The 21,296-nt window shown below is 56.8% G+C and carries 21 protein-coding genes; 11 read left to right on the top strand and 10 right to left on the bottom strand.

All coding sequences use genetic code 11. The features are described 5' to 3' along the window. Positions 1-43 precede the first annotated feature (43 nt). The 4 genes from mobB to H9646_RS09075 are packed head-to-tail and all read left to right on the top strand — an operon-like array spanning position 44 to position 2,453. Positions 44-601 carry a molybdopterin-guanine dinucleotide biosynthesis protein B gene (gene mobB, locus H9646_RS09090; protein ID WP_191723044.1) on the top strand — a complete coding sequence of 186 codons (558 nt, stop codon included), beginning with the start codon at positions 44-46 and terminating at the stop codon, positions 599-601. 9 nt (positions 602-610) lie between these two features. Then, a complete protein-coding gene (locus H9646_RS09085; protein ID WP_191723267.1) occupies positions 611-1,840 on the top strand; it encodes a molybdopterin molybdotransferase MoeA in 1,230 nt (409 codons plus the stop codon). Between the two features lie 20 nt (positions 1,841-1,860). After that, the gene (moaD, locus tag H9646_RS09080) at positions 1,861-2,112 is read left to right on the top strand and encodes a molybdopterin converting factor subunit 1 (protein ID WP_191723266.1); all 252 of its coding nucleotides are present in this window, start codon (positions 1,861-1,863) and stop codon (positions 2,110-2,112) included. A gap of 8 nt (positions 2,113-2,120) precedes the next feature. Further along, positions 2,121-2,453: a recombinase family protein gene (locus tag H9646_RS09075; RefSeq protein ID WP_191723043.1), complete on the top strand. Its 333-nt coding sequence runs from the start codon at positions 2,121-2,123 to the stop codon at positions 2,451-2,453. 109 nt (positions 2,454-2,562) lie between these two features. On the opposite strand, the gene H9646_RS09070 is transcribed toward H9646_RS09075, so the two are convergent. Beyond that, positions 2,563-2,889 carry a hypothetical protein gene (locus H9646_RS09070; RefSeq protein WP_191723042.1) on the bottom strand — a complete coding sequence of 109 codons (327 nt, stop codon included), beginning with the start codon at positions 2,887-2,889 and terminating at the stop codon, positions 2,563-2,565. Between the two features lie 12 nt (positions 2,890-2,901). Continuing rightward, complete coding sequence (locus H9646_RS09065) at positions 2,902-3,156, bottom strand: hypothetical protein (RefSeq protein ID WP_191723041.1); 255 nt, start codon at positions 3,154-3,156, stop codon at positions 2,902-2,904. 114 nt (positions 3,157-3,270) lie between these two features. On the opposite strand from H9646_RS09065, the gene moaE reads away from it, so the two are divergent. Further along, positions 3,271-3,729 carry a molybdopterin synthase catalytic subunit MoaE gene (gene moaE / locus H9646_RS09060; RefSeq protein WP_191723040.1) on the top strand — a complete coding sequence of 153 codons (459 nt, stop codon included), beginning with the start codon at positions 3,271-3,273 and terminating at the stop codon, positions 3,727-3,729. Between the two features lie 69 nt (positions 3,730-3,798). On the opposite strand, the gene H9646_RS09055 is transcribed toward moaE, so the two are convergent. From H9646_RS09055 to H9646_RS09045, 3 genes are all read right to left on the bottom strand, one after another. Beyond that, positions 3,799-4,371 (bottom strand): YceI family protein, encoded by a 573-nt coding sequence (locus H9646_RS09055; protein ID WP_191723039.1) that lies wholly within the window; start codon positions 4,369-4,371, stop codon positions 3,799-3,801. Positions 4,372-4,520: 149 nt separating this feature from the next. Then, entirely contained in the window at positions 4,521-5,096 is a 576-nt protein-coding gene (locus H9646_RS09050; RefSeq protein WP_191723038.1) for a YceI family protein, read from the bottom strand. A gap of 33 nt (positions 5,097-5,129) precedes the next feature. Next, a complete protein-coding gene (locus H9646_RS09045) occupies positions 5,130-5,690 on the bottom strand; it encodes a cytochrome b (RefSeq protein ID WP_191723037.1) in 561 nt (186 codons plus the stop codon). 238 nt (positions 5,691-5,928) lie between these two features. Here H9646_RS09045 and clpB point away from each other — a divergent pair, with 238 nt between their 5' ends. From clpB to H9646_RS09020, 5 genes are all read left to right on the top strand, one after another. Next, positions 5,929-8,538, top strand: coding sequence for an ATP-dependent chaperone ClpB (gene clpB, locus H9646_RS09040; protein ID WP_191723036.1), 2,610 nt, complete (start codon positions 5,929-5,931; stop codon positions 8,536-8,538). Positions 8,539-8,586: 48 nt separating this feature from the next. After that, positions 8,587-8,961 (top strand): hypothetical protein, encoded by a 375-nt coding sequence (locus H9646_RS09035; RefSeq protein WP_191723035.1) that lies wholly within the window; start codon positions 8,587-8,589, stop codon positions 8,959-8,961. A 68-nt stretch (positions 8,962-9,029) separates the two neighbouring features. Then, positions 9,030-10,469, top strand: a complete 1,440-nt coding sequence (locus H9646_RS09030) for a coniferyl aldehyde dehydrogenase (protein WP_191723034.1) — start codon at positions 9,030-9,032, stop codon at positions 10,467-10,469. Between the two features lie 207 nt (positions 10,470-10,676). Beyond that, the gene (locus H9646_RS09025) at positions 10,677-11,198 is read left to right on the top strand and encodes a GNAT family N-acetyltransferase (protein WP_191723033.1); all 522 of its coding nucleotides are present in this window, start codon (positions 10,677-10,679) and stop codon (positions 11,196-11,198) included. A gap of 65 nt (positions 11,199-11,263) precedes the next feature. Beyond that, on the top strand, positions 11,264-12,439 hold the full coding sequence (locus tag H9646_RS09020) for a methyltransferase (protein WP_191723032.1): 1,176 nt from the start codon (positions 11,264-11,266) through the stop codon (positions 12,437-12,439). Between the two features lie 15 nt (positions 12,440-12,454). On the opposite strand, the gene H9646_RS09015 is transcribed toward H9646_RS09020, so the two are convergent. Further along, the gene (locus tag H9646_RS09015) at positions 12,455-12,952 is read right to left on the bottom strand and encodes a hypothetical protein (RefSeq protein ID WP_191723031.1); all 498 of its coding nucleotides are present in this window, start codon (positions 12,950-12,952) and stop codon (positions 12,455-12,457) included. A gap of 164 nt (positions 12,953-13,116) precedes the next feature. On the opposite strand from H9646_RS09015, the gene H9646_RS09010 reads away from it, so the two are divergent. Beyond that, positions 13,117-14,181 carry a tRNA dihydrouridine synthase gene (locus H9646_RS09010; protein ID WP_191723030.1) on the top strand — a complete coding sequence of 355 codons (1,065 nt, stop codon included), beginning with the start codon at positions 13,117-13,119 and terminating at the stop codon, positions 14,179-14,181. Positions 14,182-14,243: 62 nt separating this feature from the next. On the opposite strand, the gene H9646_RS09005 is transcribed toward H9646_RS09010, so the two are convergent. From H9646_RS09005 to H9646_RS08990, 4 genes are all read right to left on the bottom strand, one after another. After that, positions 14,244-16,025, bottom strand: a complete 1,782-nt coding sequence (locus H9646_RS09005; protein ID WP_191723029.1) for a phospholipase D family protein — start codon at positions 16,023-16,025, stop codon at positions 14,244-14,246. 69 nt (positions 16,026-16,094) lie between these two features. Then, positions 16,095-17,213 (bottom strand): bifunctional diaminohydroxyphosphoribosylaminopyrimidine deaminase/5-amino-6-(5-phosphoribosylamino)uracil reductase RibD, encoded by a 1,119-nt coding sequence (gene ribD, locus H9646_RS09000; protein ID WP_404813092.1) that lies wholly within the window; start codon positions 17,211-17,213, stop codon positions 16,095-16,097. A 30-nt stretch (positions 17,214-17,243) separates the two neighbouring features. Next, positions 17,244-17,666 carry a type IV pilin protein gene (locus H9646_RS08995; RefSeq protein ID WP_191723028.1) on the bottom strand — a complete coding sequence of 141 codons (423 nt, stop codon included), beginning with the start codon at positions 17,664-17,666 and terminating at the stop codon, positions 17,244-17,246. 17 nt (positions 17,667-17,683) lie between these two features. Beyond that, positions 17,684-21,253, bottom strand: coding sequence for a pilus assembly protein (locus tag H9646_RS08990; RefSeq protein WP_191723027.1), 3,570 nt, complete (start codon positions 21,251-21,253; stop codon positions 17,684-17,686). Positions 21,254-21,296: the final 43 nt, after the last annotated feature.

The raw sequence follows: 21,296 nt of genomic DNA, 5'->3' as shown, positions 1-21,296 counted from the left end.
TGTCTACCAAGCGCCGATTGCTATTTGCAAGAGAGTAAAACGCATGAAGGTTTTGGGCTTTGTCGCTTACTCCGGCGCGGGTAAGACCACGTTGCTGGAGCAATTGATTGCCGCTTTGCGCGCGCAGGGTCAGCGTGTGTCTACTGTCAAGCACGCCCACCACGATGTGGACATCGACATTCCGGGCAAAGACAGCTGGCGCCATCGCCAGGCAGGCGCTTCAGAGGTACTGCTGGTGTGCGACAAACGTCTGGCACTGGTGCGCGAGTTCGCGTGCGAGCAAGAGCTGGATGTACATGCCATGCTGTCTGAGCTGGATGCGCGCGTGGACTGGGTGCTGGTGGAAGGCTTCAAGCACGAAGACCTGCCCAAGGTAGAAATCTGGCGCCAGCCTGCATCAGGCCAGACGGCCAGGCCCCTGCGCTTTATGACAGACAGCCATGTCGTAGCACTGGCCACTGACGATGCCGGTGGCCTGCCCGAGGCGCTGCCTGCCCATGTGCAGTTGCTTAACTTGAATCAGCCCGCGCAGATTGCGCACTGGATGCTGGCGAACGCCGCACGTTTTGAATACCAAGGCCCACAGGGCCACGAGGAGTAACACCTGATGATGACCTCTTTGGATGAAGCCCTGCAGCACGTGCTGGCCCAGGCCCAGCCCTTGGGTGTAGAGCACGTAGATCTGTTCAATGCGGATGGCCGTGTGCTGCGTGCCGATTGCATCTCGGCGCTGCAAGTGCCTCCCCAAGACAACTCCGCCATGGACGGCTATGCCGTCCGTGCGGCAGAGATCACCACTGCCGGTGTGGCGCTGGCTGTGAGTCAGCGCATTCCCGCCGGGCATGTGGGCACGCCATTGCAGCCAGGCACTGTGGCCCGCATCTTCACTGGTGCGCCTGTGCCTTCTGGTGCCGATGCCGTGCTGATGCAGGAAGACACCCAGGTGCTGCAAGACGGTACGGTGCGTTTTAACGCCGTGCCCAAGCATGGGCAAAACATTCGCCGCGGTGGTGAAGACATCGCCTTGAACAGCACCGTGCTGGCCCAGGGCATGCGCCTGACGCCAGCAGCCATTGGCTTGGCCGCCAGCATTGGTATGCCCGAACTGCCAGTGGGGCGCAAGCCCCGCGTGGCACTGTTCTCAACGGGCGATGAGCTCGTACTGCCCGGAACCGTGGCCCCTCAAGACATGCCTGCTGGCAGCATCTACAACAGCAACCGCTACTTCTTGCGTGCGCTGCTGCAGCGCCTGGGCTGCGAAGTGGTGGATGGCGGCATCCTGCCCGACAACCTGGAGCAAACGGCCCAGGCCATCCATCGTGTGGCGCAGGACTGCGATCTGGTGCTTTCCAGCGCTGGCGTGTCTGTGGGCGAGGAAGACCACGTCAAGCCTGCGGTAGAGCAGCAGGGCGCGCTGAACCTGTGGATGATTGCCATGAAGCCTGGCAAACCCTTTGCCTACGGCAAGGTGTTTCGCAATGGAAAAGATGCCTCCCATGGTGTGGCGCACTTCATGGGGCTGCCGGGCAACCCGGTCTCCAGCTTCATTACCTTCTTGCTGCTGGTGCGCCCGTTTGTGCTGCGCCTGCAAGGCATGGATGATGTGGCTCCCAAGGCCATCAGCGTAACCGCACAGTTTGACTGGCCCAAGCTGGAAAAACGGCGTGAATTCTTGCGCGCCCGGCATGATGGGCAAGGGGGGCTGGCACTGTTTGGTAACCAGGGCTCGGGTGTGCTGACTTCGACGGTATGGGGCGATGGCATCATTGACAACCCGCCCCTTACGCCCATCCAGCCGGGTGACACCGTGCGCTTTATCCCGTTCAGTGAATTGATGTGAGTGCCGCCATGAGTACATCTATGAATATCAGCGTGCGTTATTTCGCCTCGATCCGTGAAGCCATGGGGCAGGGCAGCGAAACACTGCAAACCAGTGCGACCAGCGTAGGGGTGCTGCGCGAAGAATTGATGGCACGCAGTGCAGCAGCTGCTGCTGCCTTGGCCCATGGCAAAGCCGTGCGCATGGCGCTCAATCAGGATATGTGCCAGAGTGATGCCCTGCTGAAGGCGGGTGACGAAGTGGCTTTCTTTCCCCCTGTCACTGGTGGTTAGGGCTTGCCATGAGCACAGACAAACCTGAGGTAGACGCTGCCATCAGCGCTCGCACGCGCTTGGCCTTGAGCGAGGCCAAGGCACGTGGCGTGCAGCTGGGCAAGGCCGGGGCGGACAATATTCGCGCTACGGTGGAAAAGCGGAAAAGTGCAGCCGATAGCTTTGCCAAGCAGCACGAGGCACTGTTTGCCGAGCTGGTTGCCCTGGGCCTGACGCACCGCAAGATGGCTCAAGTGCTCAATGAGCGCGGCATTACTGCGGCCAAGGGCGGGCCATGGACACATGGGCAAGTGCAACGCATCTTGAACCGCTATGCGGATGCCGCGAAAGCAGCCACGTAAAACCGGGGGGCAATGGAAGGTCAGCAAAAAGCCGTGATGCGTCAAGCAGTCACGGCTTTTTTTGGGGTGAGCTGCTGGCGCTTTGCCTGCAAGTTGCCGGCCACTGATTTCAGGTCTGTTCTGGTGCGTCGGGAAGCTTGGGGGCTTTCCACTCCAGCAATTCGGCCAGCCGCTGAATGATCCAGCCCGCTTCGCGGGGGGTGACCGCCGACGCCTCACCCGAGATGGCTGCGTAAAAACCCAGCAGCACGCCTTCTTCAGACGCGTTGCCCGAGTGGTAGATGGTTTGCGCCTGCTCCACCAGGTGGCAGGCCAGGTCTTCGCACAGTTCGTAACGCGCTACCACCTCAGCAATCGGGGTTTTCAAAATGCCCGCACGGCTGCGAAACAGCTCGGCAAAACTGCTGGGGGGCTGAATCTGGCTGGTGTCATCCATGGCGCGGCGATCTTATTCGGGGTCGAACAGGCGCTCAAAACGCAGAATGTCGGTTTCCAGCTCGCAAGTCACCAGCTGACCGTTTTTGTCGTCCGCCTTGCGGCGGGCCGAGAACAGTGTGGCTGGGCCTTCAAAGTCGTAATCCGGCAGATGGATGATGGAATAGGGATAGGGCACAAAGCACTGGTGCTCAAAAACCACGCGGTGCTCGTTGCGTGGCGATGGGTAGAGCATGTACTCCGTGGTGTCAATGGTGAGGGTGGCCATGCTGGGTGCTGTGGGTAGGTGCAATGTCAAGCGGGGAGCAATGCTAACGCGGAGGGGGCGGTTTTCGCACGTGTGTGGACATCTGGGCTATCACGGGCTGCGACAATCATCGCTATGACCACTGCACGCGTTTTGATCCAGACCCAAGATTTTGATGTTTCTACCGAACTGGCCGCTTTGCGCCACGGTGATGCGCGGGTGGGCGCGGTGTGCAGCTTTGTGGGCACAGTGCGTGACCGCAATGAAGGCGCTGATATATCTGCCATGGAGCTGGAACACTACCCGGGCATGACGGAAAAAAGCATCGAAGCCATCATTGACCGTGCCACTGAGCGCTTTGGCATTTATGCGGCCAAGGTGATTCACCGTGTGGGGCCGCTGCAGCCCATGGATCAGATTGTGCTGGTGGCGGTGACCTCGGCCCACCGTGGCATGAGCTTTCAGGCCTGTGAATTCATCATGGACTTTCTCAAGTCCGAAGCACCGTTCTGGAAGAAAGAACAAACCCCCCAAGGGGCACGCTGGGTGGATGCCCGTGTGAGCGACGAGCAGGCGCTGGCGCGCTGGGCGTAAGCTGCAAAAGGCGGCGGCCCATGCAAAAACGGGCACTAGGCCCGTTTTTTTAAGCACACCAAGGCAGATTTACTGCTTGACTGCTTCCATTTGCAGTACCAGGCGCACGTTCTTGGCAAAACCCCAGTCCACGCCGTAATTCACACCCCACTGGGTGCGGTCAATCGTGGCTTCAAAGTCGCCGCCGCACACTTCACGCTTGAGCATGGGGCTTTCGTAGCAAGTGAACTTGTTGGACTTGATGGTGATGGGGTGCGTCTGGCCGTTCATGGTCAGCTGGCCTGTCACTTCCTTGAGCTTGTCGCCGTCGAACACGAACTTGTCGGAAACGAACTTGGCTTCAGGGTGCTTTTCGGTGTTGAAGATGTCTGCGCTCTTGAGGTGCTTGTCAAAACCAGCGGTGCCGGAGTTCACGGAGTTCATGTCCAGCGTCACTTCCACTTTGCCAGTCTTTGCAGCCTTGTCGAATTGGACAGTGCCGCTTTTCTTGTCAAAACGCACGCGGTTGGTAGAGGCACCAAAGTGATCGATCTCAAACGTGGCAAACGTGTGGGTCGGGTCGATGGTGTAAGCGGCGGGTGCAGCGTGGGCAGTAGTGGCCAGAAGGCCTGCGGCGGCCAGAGCAAACAAGGTAGTGCGCATGGGGAAAATCTCCAGAGTGAAGTGAAAAGAGTTTGCAGGGTTGAACAAATAAGGAGCGGTTAGCGCTTATGCAATAAGCATTTGCAAATGAAAAGTTATTAAAACCTTTGATGCATGAGCGCAAGCTGCTTCTAAAAAGGTTAATGGCTTTACAGCTTGCCCACGCCCGTCAGCGCCAGCTTGAATTGCACGGTCACTTCGTCGGCCACCATCGACGTGTCGGCCCAGTCACCATCGCCAATTTTGAAAGGCAGGCGTTTGAGCGGCAAGCTGCCGCTGGCCAAGGTGGTGGTGCCCGATTGCGTCAGTTGCACGGGCACAGACACCTTCTGGGTGTTGCCCTTGATGGTCAGTGTGCCATCTACCTGGTATTTGCCACCGCCCAGCGCCTTGACGGCGGTGGAGTCAAACGTGGCCTTGGGAAACTTGGCAACGTTGAACCAGTCGGCGTTCACCAGATTGCTGTCGGTTTCTTTTGAGCCCATGGTGGCGCTGCCCGTGTCCACGGTGAAGTGGATTTTGCTGGTCTCGGGCTTGGCCGTATCAAACTGCACCTGCGCATCAAACTGTTTGAAGTGGCCACTGAGTGGCACGCCCAGCTGCTTGGCAGTGAACTGGATGCTGCTTTGTGCAGGCACCAAAGCCTGAGCGGCCATGGCTGCGTTGCCCAGCAAGGCAGCGCTGGCCAGAACGGCGCAACGCAAGGTGGTGGTGAAGGTCGTCATGGTCAAGGTCCTTGTCAGCGTACAAATAAAAAATCAGGCGGTGCGCCCGGGCCACATGCGGCGCAGCAGTGCATCGCGGTCAATCAACTGGTGCTTGAGCGCAGCGGCAATGTGCAGGGCCACCAGAGCAGCCAGGGTGTAGGCCGCAATCATGTGCCAGGGTTTGAGGGCTTCTGCCAGCTCAGGGCTGGGTGACACAAAGTCTGGCAACTGCCACATACCCAGCCAGACAATCGGAAAACCAGCCGCCGAGCTATAGGCCCAGCCCAGCAGGGGAACGGCAAAAAACAGCACGTACAGCAGATGGTGCACGCCGTGGTGCGCCACATGCTGCCCGCGGGGCATGGCTGCCGCCATGCGTGCTGGCAAAGCGGGAGGACGGTGGGTGAGGCGCCACAGCAGGCGCAGTGCGCTCAGCACCAAAATGGTGACGCCCGCCCACTTGTGCCAGTTGTAGTACTTGAGTTTGGTGGGTGAAAACGGCAGCCCGACCATGTACCAGCCAAAGGCCAGCAGCCCCAGCAAGGCCACGGCAAGTAGCCAATGCAAGGCGATGGCGGTGGTGGTGTAGCGCGGGGAAGGTGTAACAGACATAGAAAAAGGGAGTGAACGCGGCAAAAGTACTCAGTCTAGGAGCGCTCATCCGACATTTCGTTCAATCCGCTTGATGACAAGATTCAAAAGATTGCAAGGAACTTTGCACCACACAGCGCATCGCTCAGATACCGGCTGTTGCCCAGACGGTTGTATATGTGCTGCGAACTCTTGAAAAATGGCCCAAAGCCCTTATGTGTGAAGCAGTTATAGATTTGCCGTTGAAGGGAAAAAATTCATGCGCATAGACAAGCTCACAACAAAATTCCAAGAAGCCTTGGCAGACGCCCAAAGTCTTGCGTTGGGCAATGACCACGCTTATATCGACCCGTTGCACCTGCTGACCGCCATGCTGCGCCAAAGTGATGGGCCCAAAGCGCTGTTGCAGCGTGCGGGTACCAATGTGGCTGCCATGGCGGCTGCCGCTGAAAACGCGGTCAAGCAATTGCCCGAAGTGCAGGGCCAAGATCAGGTCACCATTGGCCCGGATCTGGGCAAGCTGCTGCAAGCCACTGAAAAGGAAGCCATCAAACGTGGTGACCAGTTCATCGCCAGCGAACTGTTCCTGCTGGCATTGGCTGACAGCGACACCAAGGCGGCCAAAATTGCCAAGGAACATGGCCTGACCCGCAAGGCGATGGAATCTGCCATCAACGCCGTGCGCGGTGGACAGACCATGGACAGCGCAGAAGGTGAAAGCCAGCGCGAAGCCCTGAAAAAATACACGATGGATCTGACCGAGCGTGCCCGCATGGGCAAGCTGGACCCAGTGATTGGCCGCGACGATGAAATCCGCCGCGCCATTCAGGTGCTGCAACGCCGCAGCAAGAACAACCCTGTACTCATCGGTGAGCCCGGTGTGGGTAAGACCGCCATTGTGGAAGGCCTGGCCCAGCGCATTGTGGAAGGTGAAGTACCCGAAACCCTCAAGGACAAGCGCGTGCTGGTGCTGGACATGGCTGGCTTGCTGGCAGGTGCCAAATATCGGGGTGAATTTGAAGAGCGCCTCAAAGCCGTGCTCAACGATGTAGCCAAGGAAGAAGGCCGCATCATCTTGTTCATTGACGAAATCCACACCATGGTGGGTGCCGGCAAGGCCGAAGGTGCCATGGACGCCGGCAACATGCTCAAACCTGCTTTGGCGCGGGGCGAGCTGCACTGCATTGGCGCCACCACACTGGATGAATACCGCAAGTACATTGAAAAAGATGCGGCGTTGGAGCGTCGATTCCAGAAGGTACTGGTCAATGAACCATCGGTGGAAGACACCATCGCTATCTTGCGCGGTTTGCAAGTGCGTTATGAGGCACACCACGGGGTGGACATTACCGACCCCGCTATCGTTGCCGCAGCAGAGTTGAGCCACCGCTACATCACGGACCGTTTCCTGCCCGACAAGGCTATTGACCTGATCGACGAGGCTGCGGCCAAGATCAAGATCGAAATCGACTCCAAGCCCGAGGTCATGGACAAGCTGGAGCGCCGGATGATTCAGCTCAAGATTGAGCGTGAAGCCATGAAGAAGGAAAAGGACGAGGCTTCGCAAAAACGCTTGCAGCTGATTGAAGATGAGCTGGGCGAGCTGGAGCGCGAGTACGCCGATTTGGAAGAAATCTGGAAGGCTGAAAAAGCCAGCGCCCAGGGCTCGGAGCAAATCCGCAAGGAAGTGGACAGCATCCGTACACAGATTGAAGACTTGAAACGCAAGGGCGACTTCAACAAGGTGGCCGAGTTGCAGTACGGCAAGCTGCCTGCTCTGGAAAAACAGCTCAAAGAAGCGCAAGACAGCGAAGCCGATGGTGCCGCACCCAAGCACAAGCTGCTGCGCACTCACGTGGGTGCCGAAGAGATTGCCGAGGTTGTCAGCCGGGCCACGGGCATTCCTGTGTCCAAGATGATGCAGGGTGAAAAAGACAAGCTGCTGCAAATGGAAGGCAAATTGCACCAGCGCGTGGTGGGGCAGGATGAAGCCATTGCTGCGGTGGCCAACGCCATCCGACGCTCGCGCTCGGGTCTGTCCGATCCGAACAAGCCACTGGGTAGTTTCTTGTTCCTGGGCCCCACCGGTGTGGGTAAGACTGAGCTGTGCAAGGCGCTGGCTGGTTTCTTGTTTGACAGCGAAGACCACCTGATTCGCATTGACATGAGCGAATTCATGGAAAAGCACTCTGTGGCGCGCCTCATTGGCGCCCCTCCAGGGTATGTGGGCTACGAAGAAGGTGGGTATCTGACTGAGGCTGTGCGTCGCAAGCCTTACAGCGTGCTGCTGCTTGACGAGGTGGAAAAAGCCCACCCGGACGTGTTCAACGTGCTGTTGCAAGTGCTGGACGATGGCCGCCTCACTGATGGCCAGGGCCGCACCGTGGACTTCAAGAACACTGTGATCGTGATGACCAGCAATATGGGCTCGCACCTCATTCAGGCGATGGTGGGCCAGGACAGCGAGGACATCAAAGAAGCGGTGTGGGGGGAACTAAAAGCACATTTCCGCCCCGAATTCTTGAACCGTATCGACGAAACCGTGGTCTTCCATGGTCTGGATGCGGCGCAAATCGAGTCGATCGCAAGGATTCAGTTGCAATTGTTGCAACGTCGTCTCGAAAAGATGGACTTGGAATTGCACGTGAGCGAACCTGCTTTGGCAGAGTTGGCTAAAGTAGGGTTTGATCCGGTCTTTGGCGCACGTCCGCTCAAGCGGGCTATCCAGCAGCGTATCGAGAATCCATTGTCTCGGGCGTTGCTGGAGGGCAAGTTCCCGCCAAAGAGCCGCATTGAGGTTTCGGTGGACCCTGTGCAGGCCCCTGGAGTCTTTAACTTTGACTTGGGTAGCGCAGCCAGCGCAGCTTAAGTCCGGGCTGCCAGCCTTTGTGCTGGCAGCACTGAGAAAGGCATTGCTTTGAACGAGTTTTTAAACTGGATGACCCGCTGGATGGTGCGTATTGTGATGCTCGCCATCGGCGCCGTGTTCTTCCTGAGCTTGCTGGCCGTCGCGTGTGTACTGGCCGCTGTGTGGGCAGTGCGCATGCTGTGGGCCAAGCTCACCGGGCAACCCGTCATACCGTGGGTAATGCCCATGCGTGCAGCCAGTAGCTGGGCCAGCATGTACCAGCGCTCTGGTGGCTTTGGTGGTGGCATGGCCAGCACCGCAACTGCAGCGCAGGACAATGCCGCTCCCTTTACCCCCGCAGCAGGAAGCAAGCGCGGAGGTATTTTGTCTGCGGTTGCTGCTGAGGTGAGTGACGTACAGCCCCGAGAAGTGCACGAGCGCTGACAGCGTGCCTGCCCAAGCAGGGCAGGAGGGGCAGACGACAAAAAATACACCGAGGAGATCCACTCAGCATGCACCTGCCTTCCACGTTACAACAAGTGTTTGATCTGCAGCACCAGGCCAGCCGCCAGCAGGTCGATGTGCCTGCTTTGGTGCGCAAAGAGCGCTTGTTGCGCATCCAGAAAATCCTGCACGAACACGGCACCACCTTGGCGGCTGCAGTGCAGGCAGACTTCGGAGTGCGATCGCCGCAGCTCACGGAGATGGCTGACCTCATGGTGCTGCGCACCATGCTCAGCCATACGCTGCGCAATCTGAATCAATGGATGCGTCCGCAGCGGGTATGGACACCTGTGCATCTTTTGCCGGGAACCGGGCGCATTGAGTACCAGCCTTTGGGCGTGGTGGGCATCATCTCCCCCTGGAATTACCCTTTGCAGCTGGCTCTGGGGCCAGCGATTGCGGCCATTGCCGCCGGCAACCGCGTCATGCTCAAGCCCAGTGAACTCACCCCGCACACTTCGGCGCAGTTGGCCCATGTCATTGGTCAATTCTTTGCCCCGGAAGAATTTTGTGTGATTCAGGGCGATACGCAGGTCGCCAGTCATTTCTCTGGTCTGCCGTTCGACCACCTGGTGTTTACCGGCTCTACAGCCGTAGGCCGCAAAGTGGCCATGGCTGCTGCACAGCATTTGACACCTACCACGCTGGAGCTGGGGGGGAAATCACCCTGCATCATCAGCAATGACTGCGACCTGGACGCTGCAGCCTTGCGCATAGCGCATGGCAAGCTCCTCAATGCGGGACAGACGTGTATTGCCCCGGACTATCTGCTGTTGCCGCGCGGGCAAGAGCAGGCGTTTGAGCAAGCCTTTCGCAAAGCCGTTGCGCAGCTGTTTCCCACGCTTTCTGGGAACCCCGATTACGCAGCCATCATCAACCAGAAACATTTCAACCGTTTGCGCAATTTGGCCCAGCAGGCCGAAGCTGAAGGCGCACAGGTGCAATGGCTGGAATCGGCAGCGCAACCTAGCAGCTCCGCCGCACCCGGCTGGGGCGATGCGGTACAGCGCCAGATGACACCCGCCTTGGTGTGGAACGTGCACTCAGGCATGGCCATCATGCAAGAAGAGATTTTTGGCCCGCTGCTGCCAGTGATTACTTATGACCGCCTGGATGATGTCATTCATGCCATCAATGCCGGGGAGCGCCCGCTGGCGCTGTACTGGTTTGGCCATGATGACAAGCTGCGCGACAGTGTGTTGCGCCGTACTGTCAGTGGTGGCGTTACGGTGAATGACACCCTGATGCATGTGGCGCATGACAATTTGCCCTTTGGTGGGGTTGGCCCCAGTGGCTGGGGGGCGTACCACGGCAAGCATGGTTTTTTACGCTTTTCTCATCAAAAGGCGGTGTTTTTGCAAGCAAAATGGAGCCCTGCCTCTTGGCTGTACCCACCGTACGGAGCCAAATTTCAGCGCATCATGTCGCTGATCAAGCGCTTGGGCTAAGCGCTTGCTGCTATTAATTTGCTTGCAATAAGCAATCTTTTCAGGCCATTTCAATGGCCTAGCACATCCTTTTTCTGCGGGCAAGAAACCTTTGACAGCCGTACTTGCCTAAATGGCTACACAGACTAGGCGTAAGCGGAAAACGCGATTTCACTGACAATTGCCGACTTTCGTTTTCAACACCTCGTTTTCAGTTTCGGTTTTCCCATGTCCAATTACCAGGTTCGTCCTGCAACCCTTCGCGATGCGAAGGCGATTGCACAAATCCACACCGCTTCCGCCTTGGACGCCTACCGTGGCATCGTGCCTGACGACCAATTGAAAGCCATGTCCTCCGTCGAGAAGCGTCAAGCTTACTGGCGTGAAGCCATTGAATACTGTGAGCCACAAGTGCAAGTTGCACTCGATGGCGACAAGATCGTAGGCTTTGTTGGTTTTGACCGTTCCCGTGATGAGAAGTCTCGCCAAACCACTGGTGAGGTATGGGCTATTTATGCAGCCCCTTCGCACTGGAACAAGGGTGTCGGCGTGACGCTATGGGATGCAGCCCGTGAAGGCCTGCAGGAAGAGGGTTGTAACAACGTCACTGTTTGGGTGCCTCTGCGTAATGAGCGCGCTTTGCGCTTTCATGAGCTGGCAGGTTTCAAGCGTGAAATGTCCACAGCCAAAACTTCCCTCATTGGCGGTATCAAGATTGAGGAAGTGCGCTTAAAGCGTCCCTTAAACTAACTACTGCCCAACGGCCCGCTTCGGCGGGCCGATTTTTTTGTCTCTCCATCTCTCAGGAATTCCACATGCTGCAATGGCAACACCAAGGCACTGACCACCAAGCTGCATGGCGCAGCGAAAGCGGCCTGCCCGCGCCACGCCGTGTGGTAGTGGCAGATGACACCATGCCCGCCGACACCGCCTACCGTCTGGCGTGTGAAGGTACGGCATTGCTCTGGCAGGGCGATTTTCACAACGCGCGCTTGCTCATTGATGCGCTCAAGCGCCGTCTGGACAAGCCTGCAGGCAAAAGCACTGCCAAGGCGCGCAAGCAGTTGCGCTCGTCCAGCAACAAGCCTGCACCGACTGCAGCAGAGGCTTTTCACATGCACCGCATGGCACAGGGCCAGCGGGCCCGTGTGCTCAACAGCGTGCTGGTGGCTTTGCAGCCTGATTACTCCATCAAGCTGCGGCGCGCTCCGGACTGGCGTGAAGCTTGCACCCAAGCATGGGGCGCTCCAGCTGCAGATGCTGGCGTGCAGGTGCTGACGCTGCGTGAGTTGACAGGGGTGGTGGGTGCCCATGAATGGCGCAAAAAGGGCGTGGACATGCCTTTGCTGGGCAAGAATGCGCGCATTCACCCGCACTACGGCGTGTTTTCGCCCGTGCGCGGCGAGTATGTAGCCATGGTGCATGAAGCACCTCTGGCTTTCGGCATGCGCGAGCTGGCATTCGATATCGGCACGGGCACTGGTGTGCTGGCCGCTTTGCTGGCCAAGCGTGGTGTCAAGCGGGTGGTGGCTACCGATACATCCAGCCGGGCTCTGGCCTGTGCCCAAGAAAATATTGAACGTCTGGGTGTCAGTGACAAGGTTGAACTGCAACAAACCAGCCTGTTCCCAGAAGGTCAGGCGCCTTTGATTGTCTGCAACCCGCCATGGGTGCCAGCACGAGCCGTGACCACGCTGGAACAAGCGGTGTACGACGAAAACAGCACCATGCTGCGCGGCTTTCTGAGCGGCTTGCGTGAACATCTTTCGCCTGATGGCGAAGGCTGGCTGGTGCTGTCGGACTTGGCGGAGCACCTGGGTCTGCGTAGCCGGGATGAGCTGATGGGCTGGATTGATGCAGCCGGTCTGTACGTGGTCTACCGCATGGATGCTGAGCCCACCCATGGCAAGGCGCAAGACAGTTCCGACCCGCTGCACGCTGCGCGTTCGGCTGAAGTCACTTCCCTGTGGCGCTTGAAGGCCAAGGTCTGAGCTTGCTTGAGCTGGTTACGAAAGCGCGCTTTCATCGCCGTTTTCAAGGCTGCGCTCCGGCAGCATCAGCGCCAGCTGCCGGCGCAAGACTTCGGCCCGCTCCAGGCCTGCATGCCGGTGTACCGCTTGCAGCAGCTGCTCGCTGGCGTGCAGCATGCTGTCAGCGTCGCGGGCCTCGCGCAGCAAGTGGCGCAGGTGTGCGCAAGTGTCGTGCAGGCGGTTGGCAAACAAGCGCTCGCACAGGTCAAACAGGTGCATGCGCACGCCAGCCAGACTGACGTTGTCAGGCCCAGCAGGGCACGGCTCACACTGGGAGTGCGCAGTGTGATGCTGCAAATAGCCGTCATTGAGTAGTTGCTGCACCAGCGCCTGGCCTTGACCGTGGTACATGGCGTGCAGTGTGGAGGCCGGGGTGTTTTCTGCCAGCAGGAGTACAGAGCGCTCACGCAAGCCCAGCTGACGCTGACCAGGCGCTAGCTCAAGCAGGGCTTTGGGCGTTCGGTACAGGTACATGGCAGGCATTGCACACAAAACGTGTGACAGCCCTGTGAAGCCTGTGCAAAAACGCAGCAGCCTTGCGACAATCACAGACCCGGCATTGCTGCAAAGTTATGCGCAGCAGTACTAAAACCGTTTTTTCCATTCAATGCGCCAGCGACTGGCTCGGTAAACATTTCATGCGATTGCTTTTGGCCCCAATGGAGGGCTTGCTCGATTTTGTGCTGCGCGATGTTCTGACCCGTGTGGGCGGAGTGGACCGCTGTGTCTCGGAATTCATCCGTGTCAGCGGCACGGTGCTGCCAGATCGCGTGTTTCTGGGTTACATGCCGGAGCTGCTCAATGGCAGTAAAACCTTGTCGGGCGTGCCTGTGCGAGCGCAGTTACTGGGCTCTGACCCCGCCTGCATGGCTGAGAATGCGGCCAATCTGGCGCGGCTGAACCCCGAAGGTATTGACCTGAACTTTGGCTGCCCCGCCAAAACAGTGAACCGCCATGGCGGCGGGGCCTCCATGCTGCAAGACCCCGAATCGATTGCCAGGCTGGTGGCTGCTGTGCGCAAGGCGGTGCCTGCACATTTGCCTGTGTCTGCCAAGATGCGCATGGGTTTTAACGACAAAAGCCTGATGCGCGAATGTGCGCTGGCCATGGTGGAAAACGGTGCCTGTGAGCTGGTGGTGCATGCGCGCACCAAGGTGGAAGGCTATCGGCCACCCGCCTACTGGGAGCTGATTCCGGACATCGCATCGGTGGTCAATGTGCCCGTGGTGGCCAATGGCGAGATTTGGACTGTGCAAGAAGCGCTGCGCTGCCGCGAGCAATCGGGCTGCAGCGATCTGATGCTGGGGCGCGGCAGCGTGGCCGACCCAGGTCTGGCGCTGGCCTTGCGCGCTGCCATGGCACGCGGCACACCGCGTCCGGATGATGTGCAGGCAGAGTTAACACCGGTGGTGACATGGGCGCAGATGTTGCCGCATCTGCAGCGTTTTTGGTTGCTGGTGTGCCGTGATTTAACGCCCAACCAGCGCGCCGGGCGTTTGAAGCAGTGGTTGAATTTGATGCGCCGCCGCTATCCCGAGGCTGAAACTGCCTTTCAATGCGTGCGTGTGCTTACGCAGCAAGGCCTGGTGGTGGACTGGCTGGAGCAGGAGTGCGAGCGTTATGGTGCTGCATTTGTGCTGCACAAAGATGAGCTACTGGCGTATGAAAACCGGATGCCTGAAGGTGCTTGCATCTTGGATTAAAGCGTAGCAGTGCGCGAGCAGCTCTCTTTGTCAGAGCGAATTGTCTCAGTGCATTCGGCGCTTCAAAGCAAGTGATCGGGAGCGAACGGGCCAATGATGTGAATCATCAGGCGTAGTGGCACACTGGCATCTGGCTCAGTGGTGCGGTCACCCCAGTCACTGCCCTGAGGGGCGCGCCATACCAAACCGCTGGGGGTGTCCTCCACCAGCCACGCCGCTTCGCGCAGGCTGGCTTCAATGTTGTCGGTGGCTTCCTGCGCCAGTTGCCGAGATGCAATCAGCAGGGCAATTTCTGTATTTTGCAGCTGCGAGCGCATGTCCAGATTCATGGAGCCAACCACCGTGAGTTTGTGGTCCAGCACCAGCATCTTGGAGTGCAGCATGGCACGCGAACCACCTTGGGAACCCGTGATGCTTCCCGCTGTGCTGCGCAGCGTGCCGGTGTCAGCTTTGCCGTCTTGCAGGCTGCGCAGCTCGAACAGCTCAATGCCTTGCTGCAGCAGCTCTTTGCGGTGGCGTGCGTAACCGGCATGGGCCAGCGGCGCGTCGTTGGATGCCAGCGAGTTGGTCAGAATGCGCAGACGCACATGGCGTGCCCGGGCACGGGCAAAAGCCTGTTTCATGTCATCGCCGGGCACAAAGTAGGGGGAGACAATGAGCACATCAGTGGTGGCCTGGTCAATCAGTGCCAGCAGGCCGCTGACCACATTGTCTTGCTCTACGACCGGCATCAGTACGTTGCGCAAAGCCTGCTGGTTTGCTGAGTTGCTGGGGCGTGGTGAGGCTGCGTTCAAGCTGGAAGGCAAACGCATGCTCAGCAAATGAGGAATGTCTTCACCCGGTTTGGCATCCGCAGGTGTTTCCAAGGTCTCCATGCTCGATGCAATGTCATCTTCAGGTGGGGGTGGAATCTTGCCAGGCGCATCCGCCAGCACCAGCGCGGGTGCCCAAATCCAGTCAATAGACTGCAAATCCATGGGCGCCAGTTGCGCGGTCTTGCTGGCTGCTATGGCGTCCTGAACCAGTTCGCTCTCGTTTTTTGGTGCTGAGGTGTGGGCGCGCAGGCGCAGCAGCTCTTGTTCTGAGATCAGTGCACTGACCGGGTAGGCACGTGAGTCATTCCAATATCGGTCAAAGCTGGCAGACAGCTGGCGTACCGATGCACCTGCAGCCATGATGTCCAGATCAATGAAGTTGTCGCTGTCCAGTGCATCAAAGTAGGCATCGCCCAGATTGCGACCGCCGGTAATGCCAACACTGTTATCGGCAATAAACAGTTTGTTGTGCATGCGCTGCTGCGTGCGCTGAAAATCAGTCAGGGTAGACAGCGCCCGCAAAACTGTAGATCCCCGTGGTCCGGTCAAGGGGTTGAACATGCGCATTTCAATGCCGGGCACAAAAGCCAGTCGCATGACTTGGGCGTTTTTGCCGGCACCATGAAAGTCATCCAGCAGTACGCGTACACGTACCCCGCGCTGTGCGGCTTGCACTACAGCTTCCAGCAGGCGCGCCGTGCTGGCATCTGCGTGGATGGCGTAGTACTGCAAGTCCAATGTCTTTGTCGCTGCATGCACCAGCGCCAGACGGCTGGTGAACGCAGCCTGTGCGCCGCCCAGCAGCGTAAAGCCAGAGACATAAGCCGTATTGGCCGCCTTGCGCTGGCTCTGCACCATGCGGCCCAGATCAGTTTCCTGCGGTGTGCTCAATGCGGTGCTGGCGGTGCGTGGTGGCAGCGGAGGCAAGCTGCCGCAAGCGCTCAATGCCAGCAAGGTGGCACACAGCAGTGCCCGCAGCCCATAACTAGGCTGGCGCGAAGGAGTGTGTGCCTGCGTGAAATTGGGCATAACCTGGGTATAGCGAAACGAATGGAGTAAAGGTGTCAGACGCCAGAGGGTTTAGGCTGCGGCAAGCGGCTAAAACTGGTCACGTCCAGCTACGCGTGCCACAAGGCGCACATCCTCACCCAGGCGGCTGACATCGTGTACCTGCAAGGAGATGGCTTGGGACAACTGCTCTAACGGCCCAAAACTGGCCAAGCCCATGGTGCCTGCACCCAGGAGTTTGGGGGCCATATAAAGCAGCAGCTCGTCCACCAAGCCTTCACGCATGAAAGAACCGTTGAGTTTGAACCCCGCTTCAACATGCAGTTCGTTGGTACCCCGTGTACCCAAGTCGCGCAGCATGGCCGCCAGATCCACCTTGCCATGTGCGTTAGGTATCGCAATAACTGTAGCGCCAAGCGCTTGCAGTGATTGGGTTTTAGATATATTTGTGCTTGAAGTGTATATGGTGCAGCCGCTATGTGCTTTTAAAACATGAGCATCCAGTGGCATATCCAGCTTGCTGTCGATCACCACCACTTTGGGCTGGCGTGGTGTTTCAACATCTCGCACATTCAGCCGGGGGTTGTCTTGCAGCACCGTACCTATCCCAGTGAGGACGGCGCATGCCTGAGCGCGCCATGCGTGTCCGTCGGCACGGGCCGCAGGCCCTGTAATCCATTGGCTTTGCCCGTTGTGCAGGGCTGTGGCGCCGTCCAGTGAGGTAGCCGCCTTCATGCGTACCCATGGCGTACCACGCACCATGCGGCTGAAGAAACCGATATTCAGCTCCCTTGAAGCGCTGGCCCCTTCACCCACTTGCACCTCAATGCCGGCCGCACGCAGTCTGGCAAAACCTTGTCCTGCAACCTGAGGGTTCGGGTCGCTCGTGGCTGCAACCACCTTCGTAATGCCTGCTTCAATCAATGCATTGCAGCAAGGGCCGGTGCGGCCAGTGTGCGAGCAAGGCTCCAGCGTCACATAGGCCGTTGCACCCTGGGTGCTGCTGCCACGAGCGGCTGCATCACGCAGCGCCATCACTTCCGCGTGCGGCCCACCCGCTTGCTGGGTGAAACCTTGTCCAATAATGTGCCCGCAGGCCGATACCAGAACGCAGCCTACGCGCGGGTTGGGGTTGGAAATAAAAAGCGCCTGACGGGCCAGGTCAAGCGCTTGTTGCATATAGCTAGTAGGTTGCATTACTTCAGTCATGGCGACTGAATGGTAACGCACGGGGGAGTCTTAACGGCTCCAGCAGTCAGCAGCAGTCATTGTGCTTCCCGTCGGTAGATTGATGACGTCGCGCGCCCCAGCGTGTGACAACGTCAGTGTTCCACAGCGGTCAGTGCTCTGGGCCCCAGCTTTAGGCGTTGCTGTGAGAGTGAACGTCGCGTTGGTGTTGTTTGCCCCAAAGCCAATGGTGTAGCGCTTGTTGTTGTCATTGGCCCAGGTCAGCGCAGCTGGCAGTTCTGTGGGGTAGACCCCATTGGCAGTTGCAGCACGCTCCAGCCAAAGCTGAGTTTGAAGTAGCCCGGCGCGTGCATCTGCACGATGCCCACGCATGACGTATTCGGTGTAGCTGGGGTAGGCAACAGCAGCCAAGATACCGATGATTGCCACCACAATCATCATCTCAATCAGAGTGAAACCTTTGTTTTTTTTCATATCGCTAGGAGTTGCATTTATTTAAGCTGGCGCCAGCTGGGGCGCATTGATTGTTCTGGCATGCGCGCAAGGTTAAAAGAGTCTCCCTTGCCGAAATCAGTGGAGTGCTTGGTGTCGCCAACAATGCGGTGAGCACCTTTGACAATACGCATGCGCGAAACGCCATGATCGGCCGCAAGGTCATAAAAACCGTCGCCATTGAGGTCCATCAACTGCACCGAGGGGCGCATGCCATCCATGATGTTGAGCATGGTCAGGTATTGACGCTCCTCATCAACGGCAGACGATTCACAGCTTTCCAAGGCGGAATTGATGTCTGAGCCCTTGGCCGGTACTTGGGTATAGGCGGCCAAAATATTGCTGCCATCGTACAAGTTCATCTGTTTAAGCAGGCGTTCACCAGTGGCTGGCAGATCTAAGTACCAGCCGCTCTTGGTATTCCAGTCGACGGAAGGCGCATTGGCGGCTGTAGTTTGGTCGATTTGCCAATACTCGCGCCCTTCGCTGTTGTTTTCACCGTTGAATTGTTTGCCAACCTTTTGCTGTGCAAGTTGGCTTTGTTTGGACTTCGCGTCAAGTCCTGTGCCAAGAGGGGTTGGCGCTGGAATCGACTTGCTGGCGTCTCCTGGGTGCACTTCAACATAGCGCTGGTTAGTATCCGTATCAAACTGGACGGTGTAACGCGTGTTGTCCAGCACCGAATACAAAGTTTGTGTGTCAGTACTTTCGGGGTCTGAGGTGGTGATGTTGCGACCTGTACCAAAGGCCACCATCATGCCTCCAACTGCCTGTACTTTCTGAGAAGTGCCTGTGCCGGTAACTTTGGTCCGGTCATTCGCGCGTACGGTAGGAGGTGCTGTGATTGATTGCGCAAGCGTGCGAGTCTCTGGAGAGCCCGCAGTGCCGCCCTTTGCCGTAAAGAGAGGCTGCCCGTTAAACGCAGTGTGCCACTCAGTGGCATTTTTAGAGCTAATCAGAAACTTCCACATATTGCCTTTGATGTCACCGGCGTAGACAACATCAGGGCGTCCGTCGCTATTGATATCGACCAAACGTGGCGCGGACAGGCCGTTGTCATTCACGTTGTCGCCAGTGGCTGTGGCGCTGGTTGCAGACAGACGCAACAGCTCTTTGGCGCCGTCCAGATATTGAATCAATAAAACTGGACGTCCGTTCTTGCTGTTATAGCCATTGCCCATGACAACCGCCCAGCGATTGTTATTCAACAGCGTAATTTGGCCGCTGCGCAAAGGGTTGCTGTCGTCTGTGCTAGGGGTGGCAAAGATATGCCCAAGATCTGCTGGTGCGTGATCAAGGCAGGAGGTCTCTCCCTTTTTGGGTGTGGTGGTTATGCAGTTAATGGTTTCGCTACTGTGCAGCGTTTGGTCCATAACCACCAGCTTGGAAGCCTTGGATTCCGCAAAATCTGTGTCGGGGTTGGTGACATCCAGCACAAAGTAACCTTTTCCACCGCCGCCCAGAGTGCCAACCAGCATCGTGCGCCAGTCGGGTGTGTATTGCGCGCTGCTGCGGTCACTGACGTCAACATCTCCGGTCATGGGCGAACCATCTACAAAGTAACGGTGATTGTCGTCAAAAGACGGCCAGGTTAACCGCGTTAAATTGGGAATGGTTCCTCTTGGTATATAAGCTATTTTTTCTTTACCATCGTCAGCTGAGAAGCCATGCAGCATGCCGTCATTGCCGCCAACATAAATAATCGGTAATCTTTCTTTATTATCCAGTGTAAATTTTGCATAACCTTTCAATGCATAGTTACTGACAGGGGCTTTCACATACCAGACATTAGAGTTGACGATATCACCCTGTCTGCTTTGGCGGTTGCGGAAAGTACCTCCTGAGGATAATTCCTTGCCTCTTTCACCTCGAATGTAATTTAAACGGTCTTCGCCTAATTTGTCGGTCGATGTATTGCTTGCACAATCTGCGGTTGTCGCGCTATCAGGTTTTATATTGAAGCATGATTTTTGTGCAGTGCTGAGGTTGGCTTCTGTGCTAGTCCAGCGAAATGGTCTTCCCTGTTTAACGCCATCATGCCAAGTCAAAATCACCCGGCTGGTGGGTTGCGTTGCATCCAGTATGCTGGCCGTGCTTTTTCCATCCCACAATGGAGTTTGGCCTTTATTCGTTACTTGATAACTTTTGACTTCACCTTTCCATGCTTCTTTGGGTTCATTGTATGTAATGTAAAGTCCAACAGGCTTGTCTTCGTAGGATGTACCGCTCACGGCCGCTGAGCTGCGGTCAGGCTCTGCTTGTGAGTTAATTACGCCAATAATTTCTCTAAAGGCTTTTTCCAGGTCTTCGCCTTTGGTTACGGCATAAAAACTTCCACGGCCATTAATGGCAGCATGCCACAAATCCAGTGCGCGTTTGTTTTCATTATCCATTGTTGGCCATTTTTTGTTTCCAGAAACAAAGTCCGGAAAACTGCCGTCATAACCAAATGGAGTCGTTGCAGTTGGCTTTTGTATACTCGATGCGCCGGGCCATGTAACCGCTTCATCACTGAAGCCAATCGTGTAAGTAACAAGGTGTGGCCAGTTGGCTGGGTTATATTTTGGATTCCAATATTTATTGATGGAAGTGCCGCCTATAGTTTCGCTTTCTGGAGCTTTGCGGTATTCACTGGTCAATGATATTTGTTTTTTTGAGTCGGTGGCGCTGTAGATGGATGGCTGCAAATTCGTCGCCCAGCTGTAAAATGCCCAGTCTGCAAGTGTGTTTTTGTAGTTGTCGTAATAAACACGAGTCTGGGCAGAGTTGGCGGTATATGCTGTGCCATCTGGGAGCGTAAATGATGTGCTGACAAGGTTCCCGCCAGAAGCCGTTCCATTCCAGCGGCCATCCGTCATCATGATGTGATAATTGCGGCGGCAGCCTAGAAATTCTTTGCTTAACTTGTCTGTTCCACCGGGGTTTGTGGCCCAGGGACCTCCATCTACAGGCTTGCCGTTGCTTTGTGCGCGCAGATAAGCATCTGCATTTTTGAACATACCATGAGAAGGTGTTCCGCCGCTTGGGAGTAAATAATCAATAAATTCAATGAAGTTTTTTCGATGTGTAGCATCCAATACCTTCATATTATTTTTACGCCCTGATGTGGTACTACCTACATCGGTGGCGCCCGGTGTTTTTCCTTTTCCTGGATTGGCAGTATTTCCTCCATACCAGTAAGAAAGTTCATTATATTTGTTAATGGAGTCTCCATTGTTCCACATGGCTTGCCATGAGAGACGAATTTTTTTGTCTGGCAAAAGAGATGTGTCATTGAAAACTTGCTTTAATGCATATTTCAAAACATTCATGCGCCGGCTTTTTGTATCCCAGGACCCATCACTTTTTGGCGTTGTATCATTGATTGCGCCACTGGTACTTCCTGAATCTAAACGAAAACCCATACTCCCTGAGTCATCGATTGAAATAATGACATTCGGCGCGACATAAGGGTCGATGGTTCCAGGGGGAGATTGAGCTAAATCCAGTGCAAACACACTGCAGGGGGTTGCAGCCAAAGCCAGCAGCGTTTTTTGAAATTTTTTTCTGTTGATATGCTGACGGGACATGGCACTTTCCTGTTAATTTTTTATAAATTAAATAATTGATCGA

This window comes from Comamonas avium, assembly GCF_014836675.1.
GTDB classification, from domain to species: domain Bacteria; phylum Pseudomonadota; class Gammaproteobacteria; order Burkholderiales; family Burkholderiaceae_C; genus Comamonas; species Comamonas avium.
Note: the sequence above shows the minus strand (reverse complement) of the source record. Positions and strands in the feature narration are given on the sequence as shown.